The 24,603-nt window shown below is 74.7% G+C and carries 4 protein-coding genes; all 4 read right to left on the bottom strand.

Annotated features, from left to right (window positions below; translation table 11 throughout):
- Positions 1-210: 210 nt before the first annotated feature.
- Positions 211-4,176, bottom strand: coding sequence for an ATP-dependent RNA helicase HrpA (gene hrpA / locus ABZ635_RS17410; protein WP_357765833.1), 3,966 nt, complete (start codon positions 4,174-4,176; stop codon positions 211-213).
- 202 nt (positions 4,177-4,378) lie between these two features.
- Positions 4,379-11,521, bottom strand: coding sequence for an SDR family NAD(P)-dependent oxidoreductase (locus ABZ635_RS17405; protein WP_357765830.1), 7,143 nt, complete (start codon positions 11,519-11,521; stop codon positions 4,379-4,381).
- 100 nt (positions 11,522-11,621) lie between these two features.
- Positions 11,622-16,436, bottom strand: coding sequence for an SDR family NAD(P)-dependent oxidoreductase (locus ABZ635_RS17400; RefSeq protein ID WP_357765827.1), 4,815 nt, complete (start codon positions 16,434-16,436; stop codon positions 11,622-11,624).
- A gap of 14 nt (positions 16,437-16,450) precedes the next feature.
- Positions 16,451-24,478, bottom strand: a complete 8,028-nt coding sequence (locus ABZ635_RS17395) for an SDR family NAD(P)-dependent oxidoreductase (protein WP_357765825.1) — start codon at positions 24,476-24,478, stop codon at positions 16,451-16,453.
- Between the last annotated feature and the right edge of the window lie 125 nt (positions 24,479-24,603).

Genomic DNA, 24,603 nt, shown 5'->3' with positions numbered 1-24,603 from the left:
GTGACGGCGGGACCGCCCCGACGACCTAGGGCGTGTTCTGTGGATGCTTTCGCCTTCTGGCGGCGGAGCCGCCAGCCCCGCGAGCGGCCGCCAGGCCATCTCTCGCAAGACGATGAGCGACGGTCAGCCCGGGTTTGGCTGTCCGAGCTTCATCGGCGCAGCGAGAGGCAGCCTGGCCACGCGAGCGCGGAATGATCCACAGAACACGACCTAGGAGCGTCTGCCCGCCTCCCTGACGGCCTCGACCGCCTTCATGATGCGCTTGTCCGAAACCGGGTAGGCGGTGCGCAGCTCCTGCGCGAAGAGGCTGACCCGGTACTCCTCCAGCATCCAGCCCAGCTCGACCACGTCCGGGTCGTCGGCCCGCCCCGCGGGCAGGGCCCCGCGGACCTTCGCGACGGCCTGGCGCATCTGTTCGACCTTGGACATGTTGACCTGGTCGCGGCGAGGGTTCTCGGGGAGCTTGCCCAACCGGTGTTCGACGCCGCGCAGGTAGCGGTGCACGTCGTCCAGCCGTGCCAGCCCCGCACGCGTGACGAACCCCGGACCGACGAGGTCGCCGAGCTGCCCCTGCACATCGTTGAGGGACGGCAGCACCGCGAGCGACGTGGTGCCCTTGACCTTCTTCGACACCTTGCGCCACAGCACGAGCACGCGCGCGGTCCTCCCCAGGATCTCGGCGAGGGTGTCTCCGAGGTCGGCGCGCACCCGGTCGGCGAGCCGGGCGAAGTCGTCACCGTTCCACACCGGCCCGCCTTCGCGCGTGAGCAGGTGGTCGACGGCGGCCGCCTCGGCGTCCTCCAGCATCTTGCGGATCGACCCGTGTGGGTTGTCCGCCAGGGCGAGTTTGTCGGGGTTGTTCAGCCCCTTGCTGACCGCCGTCGCCGGGGACGGGATGGTCAGCATGAGCAGGCGCCGGGTGCCCGCGCGCATCGCCGCCCGCTGCTCGGGCCGGGTGTCGAAGATGCGGATCGCCACGCTCTCGCCCTCGTCGACCAGGGCCGGGTAGCCCTTGACCTTGGGGCCCAGGGCCTTGCGTTCGAGGGTCTGCTCCAGCGGGCCGAAGTCCCAGGAGGTCAGGCCCTTCTTCTCCACGCCCTTCGCCTCGGTGGCGATCGCCTCGCGCAGGCGCGGTTTGAGTTTGGCCCGCAGCTGTTCGAGGTCCTTGGACTCGGCCAGGGTGCGCTTGCGGTCGTCGACGGCGCGGAAGGTGATGCGCAGGTGGTCCGGAACCCGGTCCAGCTGGAAGTCCTCCGGGCGGACGCGTTCTCCGTGGGCCATCACGGTGAGTTCGGCCGCAAGCGCCTCGCGGAGCGAGCCCTCGTAGGGGGTGATCCCGCCCCGGGCGCGGGCCGCGTTGTCGGGGACCGGCACGAAGTTGCGGCGCAGCGGCTTGGGCAGCGAACGGATCATCGCGGTGATGAGCTCGTCGCGCAGGCCCGGGATCTGCCAGTCGAACCCGGTGTTCTCGACCTGGTTGAGGAACTTCACCGGTACGTGCGCGGTGACGCCGTCGGAGTCGCTGCCCGGCTCGAACTGGTAGGTGAGGGGGAAGACGAACGCGCCCTGGCGCCACACGTCCGGGTAGTCGTCCTCGCTGACCGCGCCCACACCGTCGTTGATGAGCTCCTCGCGGGTGAAGTCGAGGAGCGCGGGCTCGGTGCGCCGGGTCTTCTTCCACCACGAGTCGAAGTGGGCGGCGGAGACGGCGGTGTCCGCCACGCGCCGGTCGTAGAAGTCGAACAGGGTGTCGTCGTCCACGACGATGTCGCGGCGGCGGGCCCGGTGCTCCAGGTCCTCCACCTCGTCCAGAAGCTTCCGGTTGTCGTGGAAGAACTGGTGGCGGGTCTCCCAGTCGCCCTCGACCAGGGCGCGGCGGATGAACAGCTCCCGGGACAGCTCCGGGTCGATCCCCCCGTAGGAGACCTTGCGCTGCACGACGATGGGCACCCCGTAGAGGGTCACCCGTTCGAAGGCCATGACGGCGCCCCGCCTGCGCTCCCAGTGCGGTTCGCTGTAGCCCCGCTTGACGATGTCCGCGCCGAGCTCCTCGGCCCACTCGGGTTCGATCCGGGCGACCATCCGCCCCCACAGCTTGGAGGTCTCGACCAGTTCGCCGACCATCACGAAGCGCGGCTGCTTCTTGAACAGCGCCGAACCGGGGAAGATCGCGAACCGCGCGCCCCGCCCGCCGAGGTACTCGTGTTTGTCCGGGTCCTTGAGGCCGACGTGCGAGAGCAGCCCGGCCAGCAGGGACATGTGCACGGCGCGGGGGTCGGCGGCCTCGGCGCGCAGCGGCGGGACCTCGATGTCCATGGTGCGCAGGACCTGCTTGAGCTGGCCGTGGATGTCCTGCCACTCGCGCACCCGCAGGTAGTTGAGGAACTCCTCGCGGCACATCCGGCGGAACTGGTTGCCGGACAGCTCCTGCTGCTTGTCGCGCAGGTGGTTCCACAGGTTGAGGAAGGCGAGGAAGTCCGACTCCTTGTCGGTGAACCGGGCGTGCGCCTGCTGGGCCTGCTGCTGCTTCTCGGTGGGCCGCTCGCGCGGGTCCTGGATGGACAGCGCGGAGGTGATGACCATGACCTCGGCGAGGCAGTCGCGCTTCTCGGCCTCCAGGACCATCCGGCCCAGGCGGGGATCGATGGGTAGCTGGGCGAGGCGTCGGCCGATCGGGGTGAGGCGGCGCTGCCGGTTGTGCTCGCCCTTGGGCTCGGGCTGGAGGGCTCCGAGCTCGGCCAGCAGGTTGACGCCGTCCTTGATCTGCCGGTGGTCGGGCCCGTCCACGAACGGGAACGCCGCGACGTCGCCCAGGCCGAGGGCGGCCATCTGGAGGATGACCGAGGCCAGGTTGGTGCGCAGGATCTCCGGGTCGGTGTACTCCGGGCGGGAGAGGAAGTCCTCCTCGGAGTACAGCCGGATGCAGATGCCCTCGGACACGCGGCCGCACCGGCCCTTGCGCTGGTTCGCGGAGGCCTGCGAGACCGCCTCGATGGGCAGGCGCTGCACCTTGGTGCGGTGGGAGTAGCGGGAGATGCGCGCGGTGCCGGGGTCGATCACGTACTTGATGCCGGGGACCGTCAGCGAGGTCTCGGCGACGTTGGTGGCGAGGACGACGCGGCGTCCGCCGTGCCGGGACCACACGCGCCTCTGCTCGGCCACGGACAGGCGCGCGTAGAGGGGCAGCACCTCCAGGCCGCGGATCTTCTTCTTCTCCAGCGCCTCGGCGGTGTCGCGGATCTCGCGCTCGCCGCTCAGGAAGACGAGGACGTCTCCGGGTTCCTCGCGGGAGAGTTCGTCGACGGCGTCCAGGATGGCCTGGGTCTGGTCCTTGTCGGTGCCGGGCCCGGGGTTCCTCTCCTCGGGGTCGAGGATGTCCTCGGAGATCGGCCGGTAGCGGACCTCGACCGGGTAGGTGCGCCCGGAGACCTCGACGATGGGGGCGTCGTCGAAGTGGCGGGAGAACCGTTCGGGGTCGATGGTCGCGGAGGTGATGACGACCTTCAGATCCGGCCGTTTGGGCAGGAGCTGTTTGAGGTAGCCGAGCAGGAAGTCGATGTTGAGGCTGCGCTCGTGCGCCTCGTCGATGATGAGCGTGTCGTACTGCCGCAGCATGCGGTCGTGCTGGATCTCGGCGAGCAGGATGCCGTCGGTCATCAGCTTGACCAGCGTGTTGTCGTTGGAGGAGTCCGTGAACCGGACCTTGTAGCCGACCGTCTCGCCCAGCGGGGTGCCGATCTCGTCCGCGATGCGCTCGGCCACCGTGCGGGCGGCCAGCCGTCGCGGCTGCGTGTGGCCCACGGTGCCCATGACACCGCGCCCCAGCTCAAGGCAGATCTTGGGCAGCTGGGTGGTCTTGCCCGAGCCGGTCTCCCCGGCCACGATGACGACCTGGTGGTCGCGGATGGCCTCGGCGATGTCCTCGCGCCGGGCGCTGACCGGCAGGTCCTCGGGGTAGCTGAGCTGGGGCACGGCCTCGCGGCGCTCCGCCACGCGGAGCTCGGCGCGGTCGATGTCACCCGCGATCTGTGCGGTCACCGAGGAACGGCGGCGCTCGTCGCTGATTCTGGCCAGACCGTCGATACGGCGGCGCAGCCGGTGCCGGTCGGCGGGCATGAGGTCGCGCAACCGGGAACGGAGCTGGTCCGTGGCGGGCGCGGGCGTGGTGGTGCTCATCAGTACTCAAGGTTAGGAGGGCTGGCAACCGGTTTTCCCGGCGGGCACGGTTCTGGTCGGGGCGGGCCCCTACCGGCGGACGCGTCCCGGGCGCACCCAACGGGTCGTCCCGGGCACACAGACGGGTCAACGCCCGGAGTGCCGGAGTTGTTCCGCCGGGGGGGGCGGGGCGGACGCCGGTGGGCGCCCGCCCCGCCCGGGTTCACTCCGCGGCGTCCCGCTCGGAGAGGATGCGGCCGACGGCCTCGGCGGTGTGCGGCGCCCACTCCTCCATCATGGTGAAGTGGTCGCCCGGTACCTCGACCCGCTCGTGCCCGGTCGGCCAGCTCCACCCCAGGCCCAGCTTGCCCCCGTCCGCCGTGACCACCGCCTCGGTCGGCCTGACCTGCACGGTCCTCCCCCGCCAGTCGGACGGGCGCCACTGCGAGAACAGGTCGAGGTAGGCGCCCATGGCGGTCAGCCGGGCGGTGTCGAGGAGCTCGAACTCGTTGGCGCGGTCGGTGACGAACTCCGTCACCATCGGCAGGAGTTCGTCGTCACCGGGAACGACGGTGTCGAGCAGCACCGCCCGCTCCGGCGGGGTGCCCCGGCGCGCGAGCTCCTCCGCGACGGCGTGCGCGGTCCACCCTCCGGAGGACCGGCCGACCAGCACGAAGGGGCGGCCGTCGGCGGCGGCCAGCGCCTGGTCCGCCTGGGTCCGTACGAAGGTGTCCAGGTCGGCGGGAAGCTCCTCGCCGTCCAGGTAGCCCGGCGCGGACAGAGCGACGACGCGTCGTCGTCCCTGCCACCTGCTGGCGAACCGGGCGAACTCGTGCGGACCGGAGGTCATGACCAGTGACGGGTGACAGATCAGGACCGGTTCCTCGGGCCCGGTGGCCAGGACCGTGGTGGCGGCGGGCGAGTCCCCGGTGAAGACCGCCCGCGTACGCGAGGCGGCCAGGGCCAGGTCGATGGCCTCCCTGGGCCGGTACTGGACGCAGGCGTCCAGGAAGAGGCCGACGAGGCTGTCGTTGACTCCGGTGGCGCCCGGGGTCCGTTCGCCCGGGCCCTCCGGGGCGGGGCGGCGGGAGCCCTGCTCCGGCTCGGGCGCGGTCTGCCCCATCTCACGGTCGAGGAACCGTGCCAGGGCCACGGGTGTGGCGTGCTGGAACACCAGGGTGGCGGGCAGGCGCAGCCCGGTGAGCGACTGGAGGTGGTTGCGCAGTTCCACGGCGGTCAACGAGTCGAACCCCGACTCGGGGAACTCCTGGTCGGCGCCGTACTCCGAAGAGCCCAGGATCTCGGCCGCCCGTTCGCGCACCAGGCGGGTGAGCAGTTCCCGCCGCTCGGCGCCCGCGGGAACCGAGCCCAACGGCACCGTGTCCGGCCCGGTCCGCTCGGGGGCCCGGACCAGCCCGCGCATCAGCGCGGGCACGTGCCCCCGGGTGACCGCGCGGGTGCGGAGTCCGACCAGGTCCAGCGGTGAGGGCACCAGGTGGGCGCGGTCGGTCGACAGCGCGGCGTCCAGGAGGGCGCGCCCCTCGCTCTCGTCGATCCCCTGGACGCCCCAGGTGCGGGACATCCGGTTCGCGTTGACCGGGTTCATCTGCGCCGAGTCCCCGGACTCGGTGAGCCAGCGGCCCCAGGCCAGTGACTGGGCCGGAAGGCCCCGCTCCCTGCGGTACGCGGCCAGGGCGTCCAGGTAGGCGTTGGCGGCCGAGTACGCCGACTGGCCCGCGCTGCCGAACACCGCGGCCGCCGAGGAGAAGAGGACGAACGCGTCCAGGTCGAGGTGCTCGGTCAGGCGGTGCAGGTTCCAGGCGCCGACGGCCTTGGGCGCCATCACCCGAGCCATGGTGCCGTCCGTCAGACCCGTGAAGGTGGCGTCGTCGAGCACGGCGGCCGAGTGCACGACGGCGGTGAGCGGAGTGTCGGCCAGGAGCTCCCCCAACCGCTCGGCGTCGGCGACGTCGCAGGACTCGACCCGGACGCGGGCGCCCAGGGCGGTGAGTTCGGCGACGAGCGCCTCGGTGCCCGGGGCGCGGGAGCCCTGACGGCTGACCAGGAGGAGGTCGTCCACGCCGTGCCGGACCACGAGGTGGCGGGCGACCAGCTTGCCGAGCTGTCCGCTGGCGCCGGTGATCAGCACCGTTCCGCCGGGCCGGAAACGGCCGGTCAGGTCCAGCACCGTCTTGCCGACGTTGTGGCCGCGCTGCATGACCTGCAACGCCTCCGCGGCCTCCTCGATCGGGTACCGGTGCAGCGGCCCCTGGTCCAGGGTGCCGTCCGTGAGCAGGGGTACGAGCGCGGCGAAGGCCCGCTGGATGCGTTCGGGCCCCGACTCCAGGACGTTGAAGGCCCGGTAGGTGACGCCGTCGGGGACCTCGTCGGCCCCGAGCAGTTCGTTACGGCCCAGTTCCACGAACCTGCCGCCCTCGCCGAGCAGCCGTAGGGAGGCCGGGATCGCCTCGCCCGTGAGGGAGTTGAGGACGACGTCCACGCTGCCCGCCGCGTTCCGGAACCGCTCCTCGAACCCGGGCTCGCGCGAATGCGCGATCTCGTCGTCGCCCAGCCCGGCCGCTCGGAGCAGGTCCCACTTGCCGGGGCTGGCGGTGGCGAGCACCCGGGCGCCCAGGTGGTGGGCCAGGCCGAGGGCCGCCTGGCCCACGCCACCGGCGGCGGAGTGGATCAGCACGGTCTCACCCGCGCTCAGCCCGGCCTCCTCCACGAGGGCGAGGTAGGCGGTCAGGTACACGGCGGGGACGGCGGCCGCCCGTGCGTGGTCCCAGCTGTCGGGGACCCGGGTCAGGTAGCGGTGGTCGGCCACCGCCACGGGCCCGAAGGCGCCCGGGAAGAGTCCCATGACGCGGTCACCCGGTCGCAGGCCCCCGGCGTCGTGCCCGGCCTCCAGCACCACGCCGGAACCCTCGTTGCCGATGTCACCCGGCTCCGGGTACATGCCCACGGTCATCAGCACGTCGCGGAAGTTCAGCCCGGCGGCGCGGACCGCCACACGCACCTCGTGGGGGGCCAGCGGCCGTTCGGGCGCGGGGAGGTGCCGGAGTCCCCCGACGATGCCCCGGCCGTCGGCGTCCAGGCGCCAGCCGGGACTGCGCGCGGGCGGGAGGGCACCGTCATCGGCCTCCGAGCGGCTGCGGGCCAGGCGGGGTGCGTGGAGCCGCCCCTCCCGGGCCGCCAGCCGGGGCTCCTCCGTGCGCAGCGCCTCGGCGACCAGCCCCGTGTCGGCCCGGTCGGCGTCAAGGAGCAGGAAGCGGCCGGGGTTCTCGGTCTCCGCTGAGGCGACGAGTCCCCACAGTGCCGCCCCCGCCGGGTCCGCGGGCGGGTCGGCGTCGCCCGGTAGGCGCACCGCGCCTCGGGTGAGCACCACGAACCGGGTGGCGGAGTAGTGGTCGTCGTCCATCCGGTCGCGCAGGGACGCCACCAGTCCCGAGAGCCGGGCGAGCGCCTGGTCGGGATCGGCGCTCGCGGCGGTGTCCGACCCGAGCACGATCACGGGGGGCGCCGTCTCCCCCTCCTCCGTGGGGCAGTCGTCCAGCGGCGTGCCCGGGGTCGCGACCCACGTGCGGGGGTCGGGAGTCGCGGCCTCGCCCCGGCCGGTGACGTCCTCCCATTCCAGGTGGAAGAGCGCGTCCCGGTCCGGGCGAGACGTGTCGGCCGCCTCCCTGACCGTGAGGGAGTCGACGCTCAGGAGCGGGGCCCCGTCGGGGCCGGTGCACAGGACCTCGTACGTGTCGTGTCCGGTCCGGGTGAGCTGGACCCGCACGCGGTCGGTGGCGTGTCGGCCGTACGCGCGCACCCCGTTCCAGGAGAAGGGCATGAGGAGCCGGGGGCTCTCCCCCTCGTCCGCCTCACGCAGGAGCAGGGACTGCAGGCCCGCGTCGAGCAGGACCGGGTGGGGGCCGGTCATGGCGGCCGCGTCGGCGGGCAGGGTCGCGGGGCCCGCCTCGGCCCACGTGCGGGAGCCCTCGGCCCGCACCGTGCGCAGACCCTGGAACGAGGGCCCGTAGCGGACGCCCCGGGCCTCCAGGAGCTCGTAGACCCCCGCCACCGCGAGCTCGGACGCGCCCGGGCCGGGCGGAACGGGGGTCGGGGCGGGCGTCCGGGTGGCCGGAGCCAGGAGGCCCTGGGCGTGCTCGGTCCACTCCCGGCCGTCGGCGGTGGCCGACAGGAGCCGGAACGCGCGGGTGCCGCGCAGGTCGGGGGCGTCCACGATGACCTGGACGGGGGTTCCACCGCCGTCCGGGTCGGGTTCGAGGGGGGCGCTCAGGGTGAGTTCGGCGATCTCGGGCCGGTCGCACAGGTGCCCGACCCGCAGGAGCAGCTCGACCGTGGCGGCTCCCGGGAGGAGGGCCCGGCCGGAGAGCGCGTGTTCGGTCAGCCACGGGGTGCCCTCGGTGTCGAGCCTCCCGGTGAAGAGGGTCTGCCCGGTCCCGCCGAGGGGGGTCCAGGCCCCGATCAGCGGATGGTCGGCGGAGTTCAGCCCCACTGAGGAGGGGTCGCCGGAGAGCACGGGTTCGGTGAGCCAGTACCGCCGATGCTGGAAGGCGTAGGTCGGCAGCGGGACCCTCCCCGCGCCCTCGCCCAGGACCTTCGCCCAGTCGACGCCGATCCCCAGGCAGTGGGCCTCGGCCAGCGCGGTCAGGAAGCGGTCGCGGGGGTCCTGGTCCCTGCGCAGGGTGTGGACCAGGGGGCGGTCGTCGGCCCCCGCCGCGTCCAGGGTCTGGCGCAGGGGAACCGACAGCACCGGGTGCGCGCCGACCTCGACGAACGGGATGCCGGTCGGGGCCAGGGCGCGGACGACGGGTTCGAGGACCACGCCATGGCGCAGGTTCCGGTACCAGTACCCGGCGTCCAGGGTGGTCCCGTCCACGGGCGCGGTGGGCGGTACGTATCCCGGCGTCCACGTGGTGGCGGGCGCGACGGTGGAGTGGAACGGCACGGTGCCCGCACGGGGCCGGAGGTCGGCCAGCTCGGTGAGCATCTCGTCCTCGACCCGGTCCATGAGGAAGCAGTGCGAGGTGTAGTCGACGGGGATGCGCCGCACGAAGGTGCCCTCCGCCTCCCGTGCCGCCACGAAGGCGTCCACGGCGGCGACGGAGCCGGCGACCGTGCAGGTCTCGGGACCGTTGGCGCCCGCCACCGCCAGGCGGTCCTCCATGCCCGCGATCAGGGCGGCCGCGCGGTCGGCGCTGAGCCCGACCACCGCGATACCGCCCTCTCCCGCGACCCGGGCCAGCGCGCGGCTGCGGGCGACGACCACCCGGGCGCCGTCCGCCAAGGACAGGACCCCGGCCACACAGGCGGCCGCCACCTCCCCCTGTGACTGGCCGACCACCGCCGCGGGCTCGACCCCGGCCGCACGCCAGAGCCGGGCGAGCGAGACCAGGAACGCCCACAGGACGGGCTGGACGACGTCGGGGCGCACGTTCTCGCCTGTGAAGGCCGGAGCGCCGGGTTCCTCGCGCAGGACCGCCGAGAGCGACCAGTCGACGAGGGGGGCCAGGGCTCCCTCGCACTCGGCCACGGAGGCAGCGAAGGCCGGGGAGTCGGCCATCAGGTCGCGGGCCATGCCCGACCACTGACTGCCCTGGCCGGGGAAGACGAACACCGGCCCCTCGGCGGGTCCGGACCGCCGCGCCGTACCGGTGGCGGTCCCGTCCGCCTCCTCGCCCGCGGCCAGGGATCGGAGTCCGCCGGTGAGGGCCTCGGCGGAGCCTCCGACGACGACGGCGCGCCGGGAGAAGCGGGCGCGTTCGGTGGCCAGGGTCCGTGCGACGTCGTGCGCGGAGGGGCCCGCGCCCGGCGCGTCCACGAGCAGGGTGTCCGCGTGGTCGGCGAGGCGTTGCGCCTGTGCCCGGAGCGCGGGTTCGTCACGGGCCGACAGCAGCCACGCGGTACGGCCCGCGACCAGGGGTGCGGTGGACCCGTCGCCCTGGCCGGGGGCGAGTGCTCCCTCCTCCGGGGCGGGCTCGGGGGCCTCCTCCAGAACCAGGTGGACGTTGGTCCCGCTGATGCCGAACGACGACACCCCCGCTCGGCGCACGCGCTCCCCGCGCGGCCAGTCCCGGGCCTCGGAGATCGGGCGCACCCTGCCCGAGTCCCAGTCCACCAGGGGGGTGGGGCGGTCGGCGTGCAAGGTCCTGGGCAGCCGTCCTCGGCTCAGGGCCAGCACCATCTTCACGATGCCGACCGCACCGGCAGCGCCCTGAGTGTGCCCCAGGTTGGACTTGACCGAGCCCAACCACAGCGGGTCGGGAGCGGACCTGGAGCCGAACACCTCCAGGAGGGCTCCGGCCTCGATGGGGTCGCCGAGCTCGGTACCGGTGCCGTGCGCCTCCACCGCGTCGATGTCGTCGGCGACCACGCCCGCGTCCTCCAGCGCGGCGCGGACCACCCGGATCTGCGCGGGGCCGTTGGGCGCGGTCAGACCGCTGGAGGCACCGTCCTGGTTGATCGCGCCGCCCCGGATCACCGCGAGGACCGGGCGCCCGTGGCGCCGGGCGTCCGACAGCCGTTCCAGGACCAGGGAGGCGGCGCCCTCCGCGAACCCGGTTCCGTCGGCTCCGGCTCCGAAGGCCTTGCAGCGCCCGTCCCGCGAGAGGGCGCCCTGCTTGGCCGACTCGGCGAAGAGCGAGGGCCCCGACATCACGGTCGCGCCGCCCGCCAGCGCCATCACGCACTCACCCCGGCGCAGGGAGCGCACGGCCAACAGCACGGAGGCCAGGGAGGAGGAACAGGCGGTGTCCACCGTCAGCGCGGGCCCGCGCAGTCCCAGCGTGTAGGCGATCCGCCCCGAGGCGACGCTCGCGGCGGTGCCGGTCATCAGGTAACCCTCGACGCCCTCCGGCATGGGCACCCGTCCCGAGGTCGTGGTCCGGGCGTAGTCGGTGGTGCTGATCCCGGTGAAGACGCCCGTGCGCGTCTCGGCGAGGGTGTGGGGGTCGATGCCCGCCCGTTCGAGGGACTCCCAGGTCACCTCCAGCATGAGTCGCTGCTGGGGGTCCATCGCCTCGGCCTCGCGGGGCGAGATCCCGAAGAAGGCGGCGTCGAACCCGGCCGCGTCCTCCAGGAACCCCCCGCCCGTGGACATACCGGGGCGGCCGCGCATGTCCTCGACGTCCCAGCCCCGGTCGTCGGGCAGGTCGCCGATGGCGTCGTCCCCCCGCTCCAGCAGGTCCCAGAGCTCCTCGGGGCCGTTCACCCCACCGGGGAGTCGGCACCCCATGCCCACCACGGCGATGGGCTCGCTGTCGCGTTCCCGGAGCTGGTTCAGTTCGGCCCGGGTGCGCCGGAGGTCGGCCGTGACCCGTTTGAGGTAGTCGAGGACCTGGGCGTCGTCAGTCATGGGTGTGCCTCATCGGTTCACTTCGCGGCACCGGGGCGCCGGGGGTGGTGGGGACTGGGGATCGTGGGGGCCGCGCGGCCGGACGGGGAGGAGGGCGGGCTCAGTCCGCCAGGGTCTCGTCGATGAGGGCGAAGAGCTCCTCCCGCGACGCGGAGTCGAGGTCGGCCCCGTCGGTCTTCCCGCCGAGGCTCCCCGGTGCGTCCGGCTCCAGCCTCCCCAGCAGGGCGCGGAGCCGCTCCGCCACGCGGGAGCCGTCGGCGCCCTCGTACTCGTCGAGCGCGGCGGCGAGCCCGTCGAGGCGCTCCAGGACGACCTCCTCCGCGCTGCCGAAGACCCGCTCCTCCACGTGGCGCGCCAGCGCGGAGCAGGTGGGGTGGTCGAAGGCGACCGCCGGGGGCAGGCGGACCCCGGTGAGAGCGGTGAGCCGGTTGCGCAGCTCCACGGCGGTGACCGAGTCCATGCCCAGGTCCTTCAGGCCCCGGTCGGCCGGGACCGCGTCGCCGGAGTCGTATCCGAGGATGGCCGCCACGTGCTCGCTCACGTGACCGGTGAGGACGCGCACGCGTTCGGCGCGCCCCGCCCCGGACAGGCGCGATCGCAGACCCGCGCCGCCCTCGCGTGGCTCGGTGCCGGTCACGGCCCCCTCAGCGGGACCGGTGCGGCCCCCGTTCCCGGCGGAGCCGGTCACGCCGAGGTCGCCGACCAGCGGGCTGGGCCGGTTCGCGGTGAAGGCCACCCGGAAACGCGGCCAGTCGACGTCGGCGACGGCCAGCGCCGTGAGGTCGTGGTCCAGGACGCGGCCCAGACCGGCCAGTGCCAGCTCGGGCTTCATCGTGGGCAGTCCGTGGCGGCGCAGCAGCCCGGCCACCGCCTCGCGTCCGGCCATCCCGGCGCCCTCCCAGGCGCCCCAGGCGATCGAGGTCGCGGTCAGGCCCAGCGACCTGCGGTGATGGGCGAGGGACTCGCAGAAGACGTTGCCGGGGGCGTAGTTGCCCTGGCCGGTGACGCCGAACACCGCCCCGACCGACGAGAACAGCACGAACGCCGACAGGTCCAGGTCGCGGGTGAGCTCGTGCAGATGCACGGCTCCGTCGGCCTTGGCGCGCAGGGCGCGGGCCAGGGCCTCCGGGGCGAGGTCGGCCACGGGCGCGTCGTCCAGGTGGACCGCCGTGTGGAAGACCGCCGTCAGGGGCAGGTCCGAGGGCACCTCGGACAGCGTCTCGCGGAGCTGGTCGCGGTCACCGACGTCACGGGCGACCAGTGTGACGCGGGCGCCCAGGGCGCGAAGCTCGTCGACGAGTTCCGTGGCGCCGGGGGCCTCGGGGCCGCGACGGCTGACCAGGAGCAGGTGCGGCGCGCCCCGCTCGGCGAGCCAGCGCGCGGTGTGCGCGCCGAGTCCACCGGTTCCTCCGGTGACCAGCACGGTGCCCGAGGGCCGCCAGTCGCGGGGGCCGTCGTCGGGGACGCGGACGCGGACGAGGCGTCGGGCCAGCACCGTGGTTCCGTGGATCGCGAGTTGGTCCTCGCCCCGGGCGGACCGGCCGGTCAGGACCGAGGCCAGCGCGGCCCCGGAACCCGGGTCGTCCGGGTCGGGCAGGTCGACCAGCCCTCCCCAGCGGTCGGTGTGCTCCTGGGCCGCCACCCGGCCGAAACCCCACAACAGGGCTGCGGCAGGGTCGCCCGTACCCGCGCCGCTGTTGACGGCGCCGCTGGTCAGGCACCACAGCGGCGCGTCGGTCCCGGTGTCGACCAGGGCTTGGAGGACGGCCACGGCGTCCCGGTGGGCGGGAGCGGCGGAGGGCGGTCGGACGGGGCCGGGCCCGGTGTCGAGGGAGGTGGACAGCAGTACGCCGGCGACGGGGACCGCGCCGTCACGGGCGGTGGAGAGCAGCGCGGCCGCTTCCCGCCGTCCCGCGCCGTCCGGCAGGTCGAGCACGCGCGTGCGGTACCCGTGGCGCTCCAGGGCCTCGGCGCACCCCTGGAGGGCGGCCCCGGGGCGGGAGCCGACCAGCAACCAGGTGCCCCGGTCCCGGGAGGCGTCCCCCGGTGCGCCCGGTTCCGATGAGACCGGGAGGGGCACCCACTCCTCGCGGTAGGTCCAGGCGTCGCCGGAGGCCCGCGCCGGTGCGTCCACCGGGCCGTCCTCCCGCCCGGACGGGGCCGGTCCGGGACCCGGACGCCAGTAGCGCCGACGCTGGAAGGCGTAGGTGGGCAGGGGCACGGGGACGGCGTCCGGGCCCGAGAGCGAGGTCCAGTCCAGGTCCACTCCGTGGGCGTGGGCCTGTCCCAGGGACGTCAGGAACCGGACCGGGCCCCCTTCGTCCCGGCGCAGGGTCGCCAGCGCCACCGCGTCGTCGGCGCCCGCCTCCTCCAGGGTCTCCTGGATCGCGGGCGTCAGCACGGGATGCGGACCGACCTCGACGAACACGTCGTGGCCCGCCTCGACCAGGGCCCGGGTCGCCTCGGCGAAGCGCACCGGTCGGCGCAACCCCTCGAACCAGTAGGCCGCGTCGAGCGGGCGCCCGTCCAGGGCGCCACCGGTGAGGGTGGAGTAGAAGGGGATCATCGGACGTCCGGGGGTGACACCCGACAGTTCGGCCGTGACGCGCTCTTCCAGGACGTCCACCGCGGGGGTGTGCGAGGCGTAGTCGACGGCGATCGTCCTGGTGCGCAGGCCGTCGGCCTCGCACTCCTCGACCACCAGGGCCACCGCGTCGGGCCGACCCGCGATGACGGTGCTCCCGGGACCGTTGGTGGCGGCCACGCCGACCACCCCCTCCCAGGCGGCCAGCCGGTCGCGCAGGTCGGGCTCGGCGGCGGCGACCGAGACCATCGCCCCGGTCCCGGCGAGTTCGAGCACGGCCCCGCTGCGCAGCGCCACCACCTTGGCGGCGTCCTCCAGGCTCAGGGCCCCGGCGATGTGCGCGGCGGCGACCTCCCCCTGGGAGTGCCCGACCACGGCGGCCGGGGTCAGACCGTGGGCCATCCACAGGCGTGCCAGCGCGACCATGACCGCCCAGAGGGCGGGCTGGACGACGTCGGCGCGGTCCAGGGCGGGCGCGCCCGCCCGTCCGCGCAGCACGTCGGTGAGCCGCCACCCCACGTGCGGTTCCAGGGCCCGTTCGCAGGCGTCCACGTGAGAGGCGAACTCCGCGGAGGAGTCCAGCAGCTCCACGGCCATGCCCTCCCACTGACCGCCCTGGCCGGGGAAGACCAGCACGGGGCGCCGGTCCGGACGGGCCCGGCCCGTGGCCGTGGACGCGCCCGGCGTCCCCGCCTCGACGGCGCCCAGCGCGGCCAGGAGCTCCTCACGGTCGCGGCCCACGGCCACGGCACGGTGTTCGAGCGCCGACCGGGTGGTGGCCAACGACAGCCCGACGTCGGCGGGAGCCAGTCCGGGACGCCGCTCCACGTGCTCGCGCAACCTCGCGGCCTGCGCGCCGAGTGCCTCGGGGCTCCGGGCGGACAGCGGCCAGGCCACGGCGCCCGAGACCGGAGCCGGGCGGGAGCGGTCGGGCGTCCCCTCGGCCGGAGGGTCCGTCCGCGGCTCGGGCGCCTGCTCCAGGATCAGGTGGGCGTTGGTCCCGCTCATACCGAAGGAGGAGACGGCCGCCCGACGCGGCCGACCCTCGGGTGTCCAGGAACGGGGCTCCTGGAGGAGCCGGACCCCGCCGTCCTCCCAGTCCACGTGGGCGCTGGGCCGGTCCGCGTGCAGCGTGGGGGGCATGACGCCACGGCGCAGCGCCTCGACCGCCTTGACCACGCCCGCCACCCCGGCGGCCGCCTGCGGGTGTCCGATGTTGGACTTGAGGGACCCCAGCCAGAGCGGGTGGTCCCGGTCGCGTCCACGGCCGTAGGCGTCGATCAGTGCCTGGGCCTCGATCGGGTCGCCCAGCGGTGTCCCCGTTCCGTGGGCCTCGACCAGGTCGACCTCCCCCGGTTCCAGACCGGCGTCCGCCAGGGCCCGGCCGATCACGCGGACCTGGGAGGGGCCGTTGGGAGCGGTGAGCCCGTTGGAGGCGCCGTCCTGGTTGACCGCGCCTCCCCTGACCACGGCCAGGACCGGGTGGCCGTTGCGGTGCGCGTCGGACAGGCGCTCCAGAAGGACCATGCCCGCGCCCTCGGAGAAGGCGGCGCCGTCCGCGCCGTCCGCGAAGGCCTTGCAGCGGCCGTCGGGCGCCACCCCGCGCAGGCGGGTGAACTCGGTGAGGGTGCCGGGGCCGGACATGACCGTGGCCCCACCGGCCAGTGCCAGGGAGCAGTCGCCGTCGCGCAGGGCGCGCACGGCCAGGTGGAGGGCGACCAGTGAGGAGGAGCACGCGGTGTCCACGGTCAGCGCCGGACCGACCAGGCCGAGGCAGTAGGAGATACGTCCGGAGGCCACGCTGGCCGACACCCCGGTCAGTGTGACCCCGTCCGACTCCGCGGCGTGTACGGGCGGCCCGTACTCCTGGTGGGCCAGTCCGACGTAGACGCCCGTGTCGCTGCCCGTCAGCGAAGTCGGGGCCAGACCCCCGCGTTCCAGCGTCTCCCACGCCAGTTCGAGCAGCAACCGCTGCTGGGGCTCCATGGCCTCGGCCTCGCGCGGCGAGATGCCGAAGAAGGCCGGGTCGAAGTCGAAGGCGCCCCGCAGGAAGGAGCCCCGGTCCATGGCGACGCGGCGGTCGTCGTCCGACCCGGCCACCAGCCCGGGCAGGTCCCACCCCCGGTCGTCGGGGAGGGGGCCGCGCGCCTCCCGCCCCTGGGAGACCATGTCCCACAGCTGTTCGGGGGTGTCGACCCCGCCGGGCAGACGGCACCCGGTCGCGACGACGGCGATCGGCTCGGGCCCGCCCTCCAGTTCGGCACGGAGGCGCGAGTTCTCCTTCATCGCGGTCCTGAGCGCCGACACCAGGCGTTCGCTGTCACTGCTCAACTCAAGCCTCCTCGTCATACACCGGGGCCCCGCAGGGCGAGGTCCACCAGTTCGTCGACGCCCATCGCGTCGATGGCCTCCCCGTCTCCCCCCGCCTCTGCGGCCCCGCCCGTGCGGTGCTTCCCGGGGCGTTCCCCCGCGGCCTCGGGCCCGGGTGCCAGGAGGACGTCGAGCGAGCGCGCCAGCGCGCGGGGCGTGGGGTGATCGAAGACGGCGGTGGCCGGTACCCGCACCCCCACGGCCGCACTGAGCCGGTTGCGTAGTTCGACGCTGGTGAGCGAGTCCGTTCCCTGCTCGGTGAAGGGCCGGTCGGGGTCCACGCCGGACGGCGACCCGGCCCGGTGGCCCAGGACCACGGCGGTGTGCGCGCGGACCTCCTCCAGCAGGGCTCGGGAGCGTTCGTCGGCGCCCATGGCCGCGAACCTCGCGGCGGGGTCGGTGTCCTCCCCCTCGGCTGCCGCCCCGTGCGGGGAGGCGCCGGACACCACGGCGACCGCGGCCGGGTCGGTTCCGGGGCCCGACAGGAGCCCCCGGAGCACGCTGGCGTCGGCGGCCGGGGAGAGCCACGCCGGTACCGCGTGGACGGGGTTCCGGGCCACGGCGGCGTCGAACAGGTCCAGCGCGGCGTCGGGCCGCATCGGTAGGAGTCCGCTCCGGCCGAGGGCGGCCAGGTCGTCCTCCTCCAGGTGGCCGGTCATGCCGCTGCCACCCGCCCAGAGCCCCCACGACAGCGAGATGGCCGGCAGGCCCGCCTCCCGGCGCAGGTGGGCCAGGACGTCACAGAAGACGTTGGCGGCCGCGTAGTTGGCCTGCCCCGGGTTGCCCAGCACGCCCACCGCCGAGGAGAACACCACGAACGCGGAGAGGTCGTCGGTGAGTTCGTGCAGGTTCCACGCCGCGTCCACCTTCGGCCGCAGCACCGCGTCCAACCGTTCGGGGGTCAGGGCGGCGACGGTGGCGTCGTCGAGCGCGCCCGCCGCGTGCACCACGGACCGCAGCGGACGGTCCTCGGGGATCGCGGCCAGGACCCGGCCGAGGGCCTCCCGGTCGGAGGCGTCGCAGGCCACCACCTCCACGCGGGCGCCGAGCGCCTCCAGCTGCGCGGTGCGCTCCTCCTGACCCGGGGTGTCGGGGCCCCGGCGGCCGAGCAGCAGCAGGTCCCGGACCCCGTACCCGGTGACCAGGTGGCGGGCCACACGGTGGCCGAGGCCCCCGGTGCCGCCCGTGACCAGCACGGTGCCCTCCCGGGGGAAGGGGGCGGGGACGCGCAGGACCAGCTTGCCGACGGTCTCGCCGCGCTGGAGGGCGCGGAAGGCCGACTGGGCGTCGCCCACGTCGTACACGGTGAGCGGCGGGAGGGTGAGGGCGCCCTCCTCGAACAACTCCACCACCCGGGCGAGCATCTGCCCGACACGGTCGGCGTCCACGTGGGGCAGGCTGAACGCCTCGTAGTGGCAGCCGGGGTGCCGCTCGGCCACCCCGGCGGCGGCGCGCACGTCGGTCTTGCCCATCTCCACGAACCGGCCGCCCGGCCCCCTGCCGTCCCTGGGCGAGCGCAGCAGGCGCAACGAGGCGTCCACGAACTCACCGGAGAGCGAGTTGAGGACCACGTCCACGCCCCGGCCGTCGTTGGCCTCGCGCAGTCGGTTCTCGAACTCCAGCGTGCGGGAGGAGGCCAGCTGGTCCGGGGCCAGCCCGTACGCGGCCAGTCCGGGCCACTTGTGCGGGCTCGCGGTACCGAACACCCGGGCCCCCATGTGGCGGGCGAGCTGCACGGCGGCCGTCCCCACGCCTCCGGCGGCCGCGTGCACGAGCACGCTCTCGCCAGGGCGCACGGCGGCCAGGTCCACCAGCCCGTGGTAGGCGCTGAGGAACGCCACCGGGACCGCGGCGGCCTGCTCGAAGGTCCAGCCTCCGGGCACGTGGGCCAACCGCTGTCGGTCCGCCACGGCGAAGGGACCGAAGGCGCCGTCGAACATGCCGAACACCCGGTCACCGGGGGCCAGGTCCGTGACGTCCGCACCGGTCTCCAGCACCACCCCGGCGCCCTCGATACCGACGCCGACACCGTCGTCGACCACGCCCAGCGCCGTGACCACGTCGTGGAAGTTCAGCCCGGCGGCCCGGACGGAGAGGCGCACCTCGGAACGGCCCAGAGGGGCCCCGGCCGCGCCGGAGGGCACCGCCTCCAAGGAGTCCAGGGAGCCCGGGCTCCGGGTGTCCGCGCGCCACAGGCGTCCGGCGGGCGCCAGGGGCCCCTCCTCGCCGTCGGCGGTCCTGCGCAGCCGGGGCACCAGCACCTCACCCGAACGCAGGGCGACCTGTGGTTCGTCGAGTGCCAGCGCCACCGACAACACCCGGTGGGACTCCTCGGCCCCGTCGGAGTCCAGCAGGACGAGGCGTCCCGGGTGCTCGCGCTGCGCGGTGCGCAGCAGGCCCCAGACCGCGCTGGCCGCGATACCGGGCAGCGCCTCGCCGGGTGTGGCGGGGACCGCCCGCCAGGTGATCAGGGCGAGGCGGGAGTCGGCGGTGCGCTCGTCGGCCAGCCATGCGCGGACCGACTCCAGGGCCGACTCCAGCCCCCGCCGGACCGCGTCGGGAAGCGTGCCGCCGTCCGCGTAGACCACGGACGCGGGCAGTTCGACGCAGACCAGCCCCGGCACGGGGGCCTCGGGGTCCAGGTCCTCGAAGGCCGGCAGGGGGGCCGGGCACGGGTCGGTCCCGTCGGCACCCGGCGGGGTCACCCGCTCCCACACGAGTTCGTGGAGTTCGGGAACCTCCCCCGGCTCGGGATCAGGGAGCGTGTCGGCTCCCAGCGGCCGCAGGGTCAGCTCGTCCACGGTCCACAGGACCGAGCCGCCGGTGTCGGTGGCCAGGACCCGGTAGCGGTCCCCGCCCAACGGGGTGATCCGGGCCCGCAGGCCTCCCGGAGCCGCCGCGCCGCCGCTGGGGGTCACACGGACCCCGCTCCAGGCGAACGGCACCGCGGTGCCCTCGCGGCCGCCCGCGCCCCCCGGCAGCACCGCGTGCAGCACGGCGTCCGACAGGGCCGGGTGCAGGCCGTGGAAGGGGGCCGCCGAGCCGGCGGTACCGGGTAGTCCGGCTTCGAGGAAGTACTCCCCGCCGTGTTCCCACACCGACGTCAGCCCCTGGAAGGCGGGGCCGTAGTCGTAGCCCAGACCCCGAAGGCCCGGGTAGTCGACCGGGACCCGTACCGCGCCGGGGGGCGCGACGGTGTCGGCACCAGTGCCGTCCTCCGTTCCTTCGGTCCCCTCCTGGGAGCGGACCACGGAACCGCTGGCGTAGCGTATCCAGGGTGCCTCGTCCGCTCCCTCGCGGCGCGCGTACACGTTGACCCGGCGCGGCCCCCCGGCCTCCCGTGCGCCGACCATGACCTGGAGTTGGGCCGTACCGGCCCGGCCCAGCGTCAGGGGAGCCTCCAGTACGAGGTCGGACACCGTGTCCGCTCCGACCGACGCGGCCGCCTCGGCGACCAGGTCCACCACGGCGGTACCGGGGAGCATGACGCGGCCCAGCACCCGGTGGTCGCCCGCCCAGGGGTGGTCCGCCACGGCGACCCGGCCCTGGAACACCGCGCCGCCGTCGGCGAGGCTCAACCCCTCGCCCAGCAGGCGCTGGGCCGTTCGCGGTTCCGCGCTCCGGGGCGCTTGCGGTGTCAACCAGTGCCGGGTCCGCTCGAAGGGGTCGTCGGGCACGGTGACCGGGGCGCCCTCGTCGGCGACCCCCTCCAACACCACGTGGGCGTTGGTACCGCTGATGCCGAAGGAGGACACCGCCGCGCGCCGGGGGCGCCCGGTGTCGGGCCAGGGCGTCTCCTCGGCCAGCAGTCGTACCCCGCTGTCGTCCCATTCCACCCGGTCCGTGGGGCGCTCCACGTGCAGGGTCCGGGGCAGGCGGCCGTGGCGCAGCGCCTCCACGGTCTTGATCACGCCCGCGACGCCGGCCGCCGCCTGTGCGTGGCCGATGTTGGACTTGAGCGAACCCAGCAGGAGGTCGTGCTCGCGGTCGCCCCCGTACACGGACATCAGGGCACGGGCCTCGACCGGGTCGCCGAGGCGGGTGCCCGTTCCGTGCGCCTCGACCGCGTCGACCTCGTGCGGGGCGAGGTCGGCGGAGGCCAGGGCCTGGCGGATCACGCGTTCCTGGGCCTGCGGGTTGGGTGCGGTCAGGCCGTTGGAGGCCCCGTCGGAGTTGACCGCGCTGCCGCGCAGCAGGGCCAGCACGGGACGACCGTTGCGGCGGGCCTGGGAGACCCGTTCGAGCAGGAGGACGCCGGCGCCCTCGGCCCACGCCGTGCCCTCGGCCCCGGCTCCGAACGCGCGGCAGCGCCCGTCGGCGGACAGGCCGCGCTGGGCGGAGAACTCCAGGAACATGCCGGGGGTGGCCATGACGGTCGCGCCCCCCGCCAGCGCCATCGAGCACTCGCCCCGGCGCAGCGCCGCGGCGGCCTGGTGCAGCGCCACGAGCGAACCGGAGCAGGCGGTGTCGATGGTGAGCGCGGGGCCGTGGAGACCGAGAACGTAGGCGATGCGCCCGGAGGCGACGCTCAGGGTGCTCCCGGTGAGCCGGTATCCGCCGTCGGCACTGCTGGAGGGGTCGGCCAGGCGCGCGCCGTACTCGGTCGGCATCGCTCCGACGAACACGCCCACCTGCTCGCCGCGCAGGCTGGCGGGGTCGATCCCGGCCCGCTGGATCGCCTCCCAGGAGGTCTCCAGCAGCAGACGCTGCTGCGGGTCCATGGCATCGGCCTCGCGGGGGCTGATGCCGAAGAAGCCGGGGTCGAAGAGGTCGGCGTCGTAGAGGAAGCCTCCGTGTCGCGTGTAGGTGCGTCCGGGGGTGCCGGGCTCGGGGTCGTACAGGGCGTCCAGGTCCCACCCCCGGTTCTCCGGGAAGGCCCCGATGGCGTCGGTCCCGTCCTGTACGAGCCGCCACAGCCGTTCCGGGGAGCGCGCCCCGCCCGGCAGTCGGCAGGCCATCGCGGTGATGGCGATCGGGTCGTCGTCGGCGACCGCCCCGGAGGGCGGCGTGGAGACGGCCCCGCGCGACGCGGCGGCGGGCCGCTCCGCCGTGACCGGCTCCCCACCCAGTTCCCCGGCGACGTGCCCGGCGAGGGCCGCGGGGGTGGGGAGCTCGAACAGGACGGCGTCCTCCAGCCGGACCCCGGTCTCGTCCTCCACCAGGTCGGCCAGTTCGAGCAGCATGATGGAGTCGAAGCCGAGGTCCCGGAAGGCCCTTCGTTCGTCTGCGGGGTCCAGAGCGTCCCGTTCGAGCACCCGCGCGCACAGGGCCGCGACCAGCCCGGTGGTCTCCCCGGCTCGTTCCGCCTCCGAGGCGTGGGGGGCCGGGAGCGCGGTCGGCGCCCCGGCGACCGGCGCCGCCGGGGCCGTCTCCGGCCAGAACCGGGTCCGCTGGAAAGGATAGGTGGGAAGGTCGATCCGGTGCGCGCCCGAACCGCGGAACAGACTCCCCCAGTCGACGTAGAGCCCCGAGGTGAAGGCCTGTGCGGCGGCGGTCAACAGCTGCGCCACGTCCCCGTGGTCCCGGCGCAGCGTGGCCAGGACCGAGCCGCGCACCCCCTGTGCGGCGAGCACGCCCTCGACACCGTGGTGCAGCACCGGGTGCGGGCCGACCTCGAGGAAGGTGGTGTGCCCGTCCGCGACGGCGCCCGCCACCGTCTCGGCGAACAGGACCGGATTGCGCAGGCCCTCGTACCAGTACCGGCCGTCCATGGGCGGCCCGTCCTCGCCGAGCCCGCCGCCGGTCAGCGTCGACAGCACCGGGACGCGGGCCGGGCGGGGGGTGACGTCAGCCAGCTGTTCGAGCAGGGGCTCGCGCACCCGTTCGACGTGGGCCGAGTGCGAGGCGTAGTCGACGTCCACGAGGGCCGCGTGCGCTCCCGCGTCCACGCAGTGGTCCACGGCGGCGCGCACCGACGCGGGGGCACCCGAGACCACCACGGACTCCGGACCGTTGACGGCGGCCAGGTGCAGGTCGGGCAGGGCCTCGGCGAGTTCCCGGGCCCGCTCGGGACCGACCCCGAGCGAGGCCATCGCCCCGCTGCCGCCGAGCGCCGTGAGCGCCTGGCTGCGCAACGCCACGACCTTGGCCGCGTCCTCCAGGGTCAACACACCGGCCACGTGGGCCGCCGCGATCTCGCCCTGGGAGTGGCCGATCACGGCGGCCGGGCGCACGCCCATGGCCTCCCACACCCGGGCCAGGGCCACCATGACCGCCCACAGGACCGGCTGCACGACGTCCACACGGGAGTCGGGGCCCACGTAACGGGCGGCGCCGGGCTCCCCCCGCAGCACCCGGGTCAGGGACCAGTCCACGTACGGGTCCAGGGCCCGCTCGCACTCACGCAGCCGTCGGCCGAAGAGCCGGGCCAGGCGGCCGTCACCGTCCAGGAGCGCGCGGGCCATGCCCGCCCACTGCCCGCCCTGCCCGGGGAAGACCAGGACGGGGCCCCGGCCGTCGCGCGTCGTCACCGGGGTGCCGGAGGGGCGGATCGACTCCAGTTCGCGGGTGCCGCTGCCGCCCGGCGCCAGGATGACGGCGCGGTGGTCCATGACCGTGCGGGTGGTGGCCAGCGAGTACCCCACGTCCTCAGGGCGCAGGCCGGGCCGCTTGGACACGAAGGAGTGCAGCACCGAGGCCTGCGCGCGCAGGGCGTCGTCCGAGCCCGCCGAGAGGACCCACGGCACCGGGTCCAGTGCCCCCTCTCCGGGGGACTGCTGGGAGGTGTCGGGCGAGCGCCGGGGCGGTGGGGCGAGCACCAGGTGGCAGTTGGTACCGCCCATGCCGAAGGAGGACACCCCGGCCAGGGGGGCGTCGGTCGGCCAGGGCTCCCTCGCGGTCTGCGGGAGCAGCCCGAGCCCCTCCAGGTCGATCTCGGGGTGGGGGGTGGAGAAGTTCCGGGTGGGGGGCAGCAGCCCGTGGGAGAGGCTGAGCACCACCTTGAGCAGGCCGACGATGCCGGCCGCGCCCTCCAGGTGCCCGACGTTGGTCTTGGCCGAGCCGACGCGCAGGACTCCGGGGCGACCGGCGAAGACCGAGCCGAGGGCGGCCGCCTCGACCGGGTCGCCCGCCGGGGTGCCGGTCCCGTGCAGTTCCACGTAGCCCACGTGGGCGGGGTCGATCCCCGCCCGGCGGTGCGCCGTGCGCACGACCTCGGCCTGGCCCTCGGGTTCGGGCCGGGCGAGGAAGGCGGTGGGGCCGGAGTTGTTGACGGCCCCGCCGGACAGCACCGCGTGGACGTGGTCGCCGTCGGCCAGCGCGCGGTCGAGCGGCTTGAGGACGAGCACGACCCCGCCCTCGCCCCTGACGTAACCGTTGGCGCGGGCGTCGAGGGTGTAGCAGTGGGCGTCGGGCGACAGACCGCCGAACTGGGCCACGTGCTCGGTGCTGTGGGGTTGGAGGATGAGGTTGACCCCGCCCGCCAGGGCGAGGTCGCAGGCGCCGTCGCGCAGACTCTCCATGGCGGCGTGCACGCCGACCAGGGACGAGGACTGGCCGCTGTCCACAGTCATACTGGGGCCGCGCAGACCGAGCGTGTAGGACACGCGGTTGGCGATCATGCCGCGTTGGCCACCGGTGAGGCTGTGGTGCGTGGCGGGAAGGTCGCGCAGCAAAAGCGCGTAGTCGGAGGCGATCGCGCCGGTGAAGACGCCGGTCCGGGTGCCGCGCAGGCTGTCGGGCGCGGTGCGCGCGTTCTCGACCGCCTCCCAGCTCAGTTCGAGCATCAGCCGCTGCTGGGGGTCCATGGCCACGGCCTCGCGCGGCGAGACGCCGAAGAAGGCGGCGTCGAAGTCCTCGGCGCGGTCCAGGTAGCCGCCCCAGTTGCGGTCCCGCTCGGGGGAGCTCCATCCGAGGCGCTCGGGCGGCGGGGTGATGGCCTCGCGGCCCTCGCACAGCAGTCGCCAGAAGGATTCCGGGTTGGAGGCCCCGGGGAGGCGGCAGGCCATCCCCACGACCGCAACGGGCGGACGGGCGACGTCACCGCTGTCAGGGTCCCTGGTCATCGCGTTCCTCCGGTCGAACTCGACGTCCTCGCCCCGAACGGGTCACGGCCCGGGGCATGTCACGGGGCCGGCTTGCGGTTCTCGTGAAGGTGCACGCGCACCGCCCGGGCCGCGCGGCGCGAGGC

Source organism: Nocardiopsis sp. NPDC007018, from assembly GCF_040635075.1.
Taxonomy (GTDB): Bacteria; Actinomycetota; Actinomycetes; order Streptosporangiales; family Streptosporangiaceae; genus Nocardiopsis.
Note: the sequence above shows the minus strand (reverse complement) of the source record. Positions and strands in the feature narration are given on the sequence as shown.

What these genes read in the sequence shown, in the direction of transcription:
- ABZ635_RS17405 (WP_357765830.1), bottom strand. Translation starts at nt 11,521, where the DNA reads ATGACTGACGACGCCCAGGTCCTCGACTACCTCAAACGGGTCACGGCC.
- ABZ635_RS17395 (WP_357765825.1), bottom strand. Translation starts at nt 24,478, where the DNA reads ATGACCAGGGACCCTGACAGCGGTGACGTCGCCCGTCCGCCCGTTGCG.
- hrpA (WP_357765833.1), bottom strand. Translation starts at nt 4,176, where the DNA reads ATGAGCACCACCACGCCCGCGCCCGCCACGGACCAGCTCCGTTCCCGG.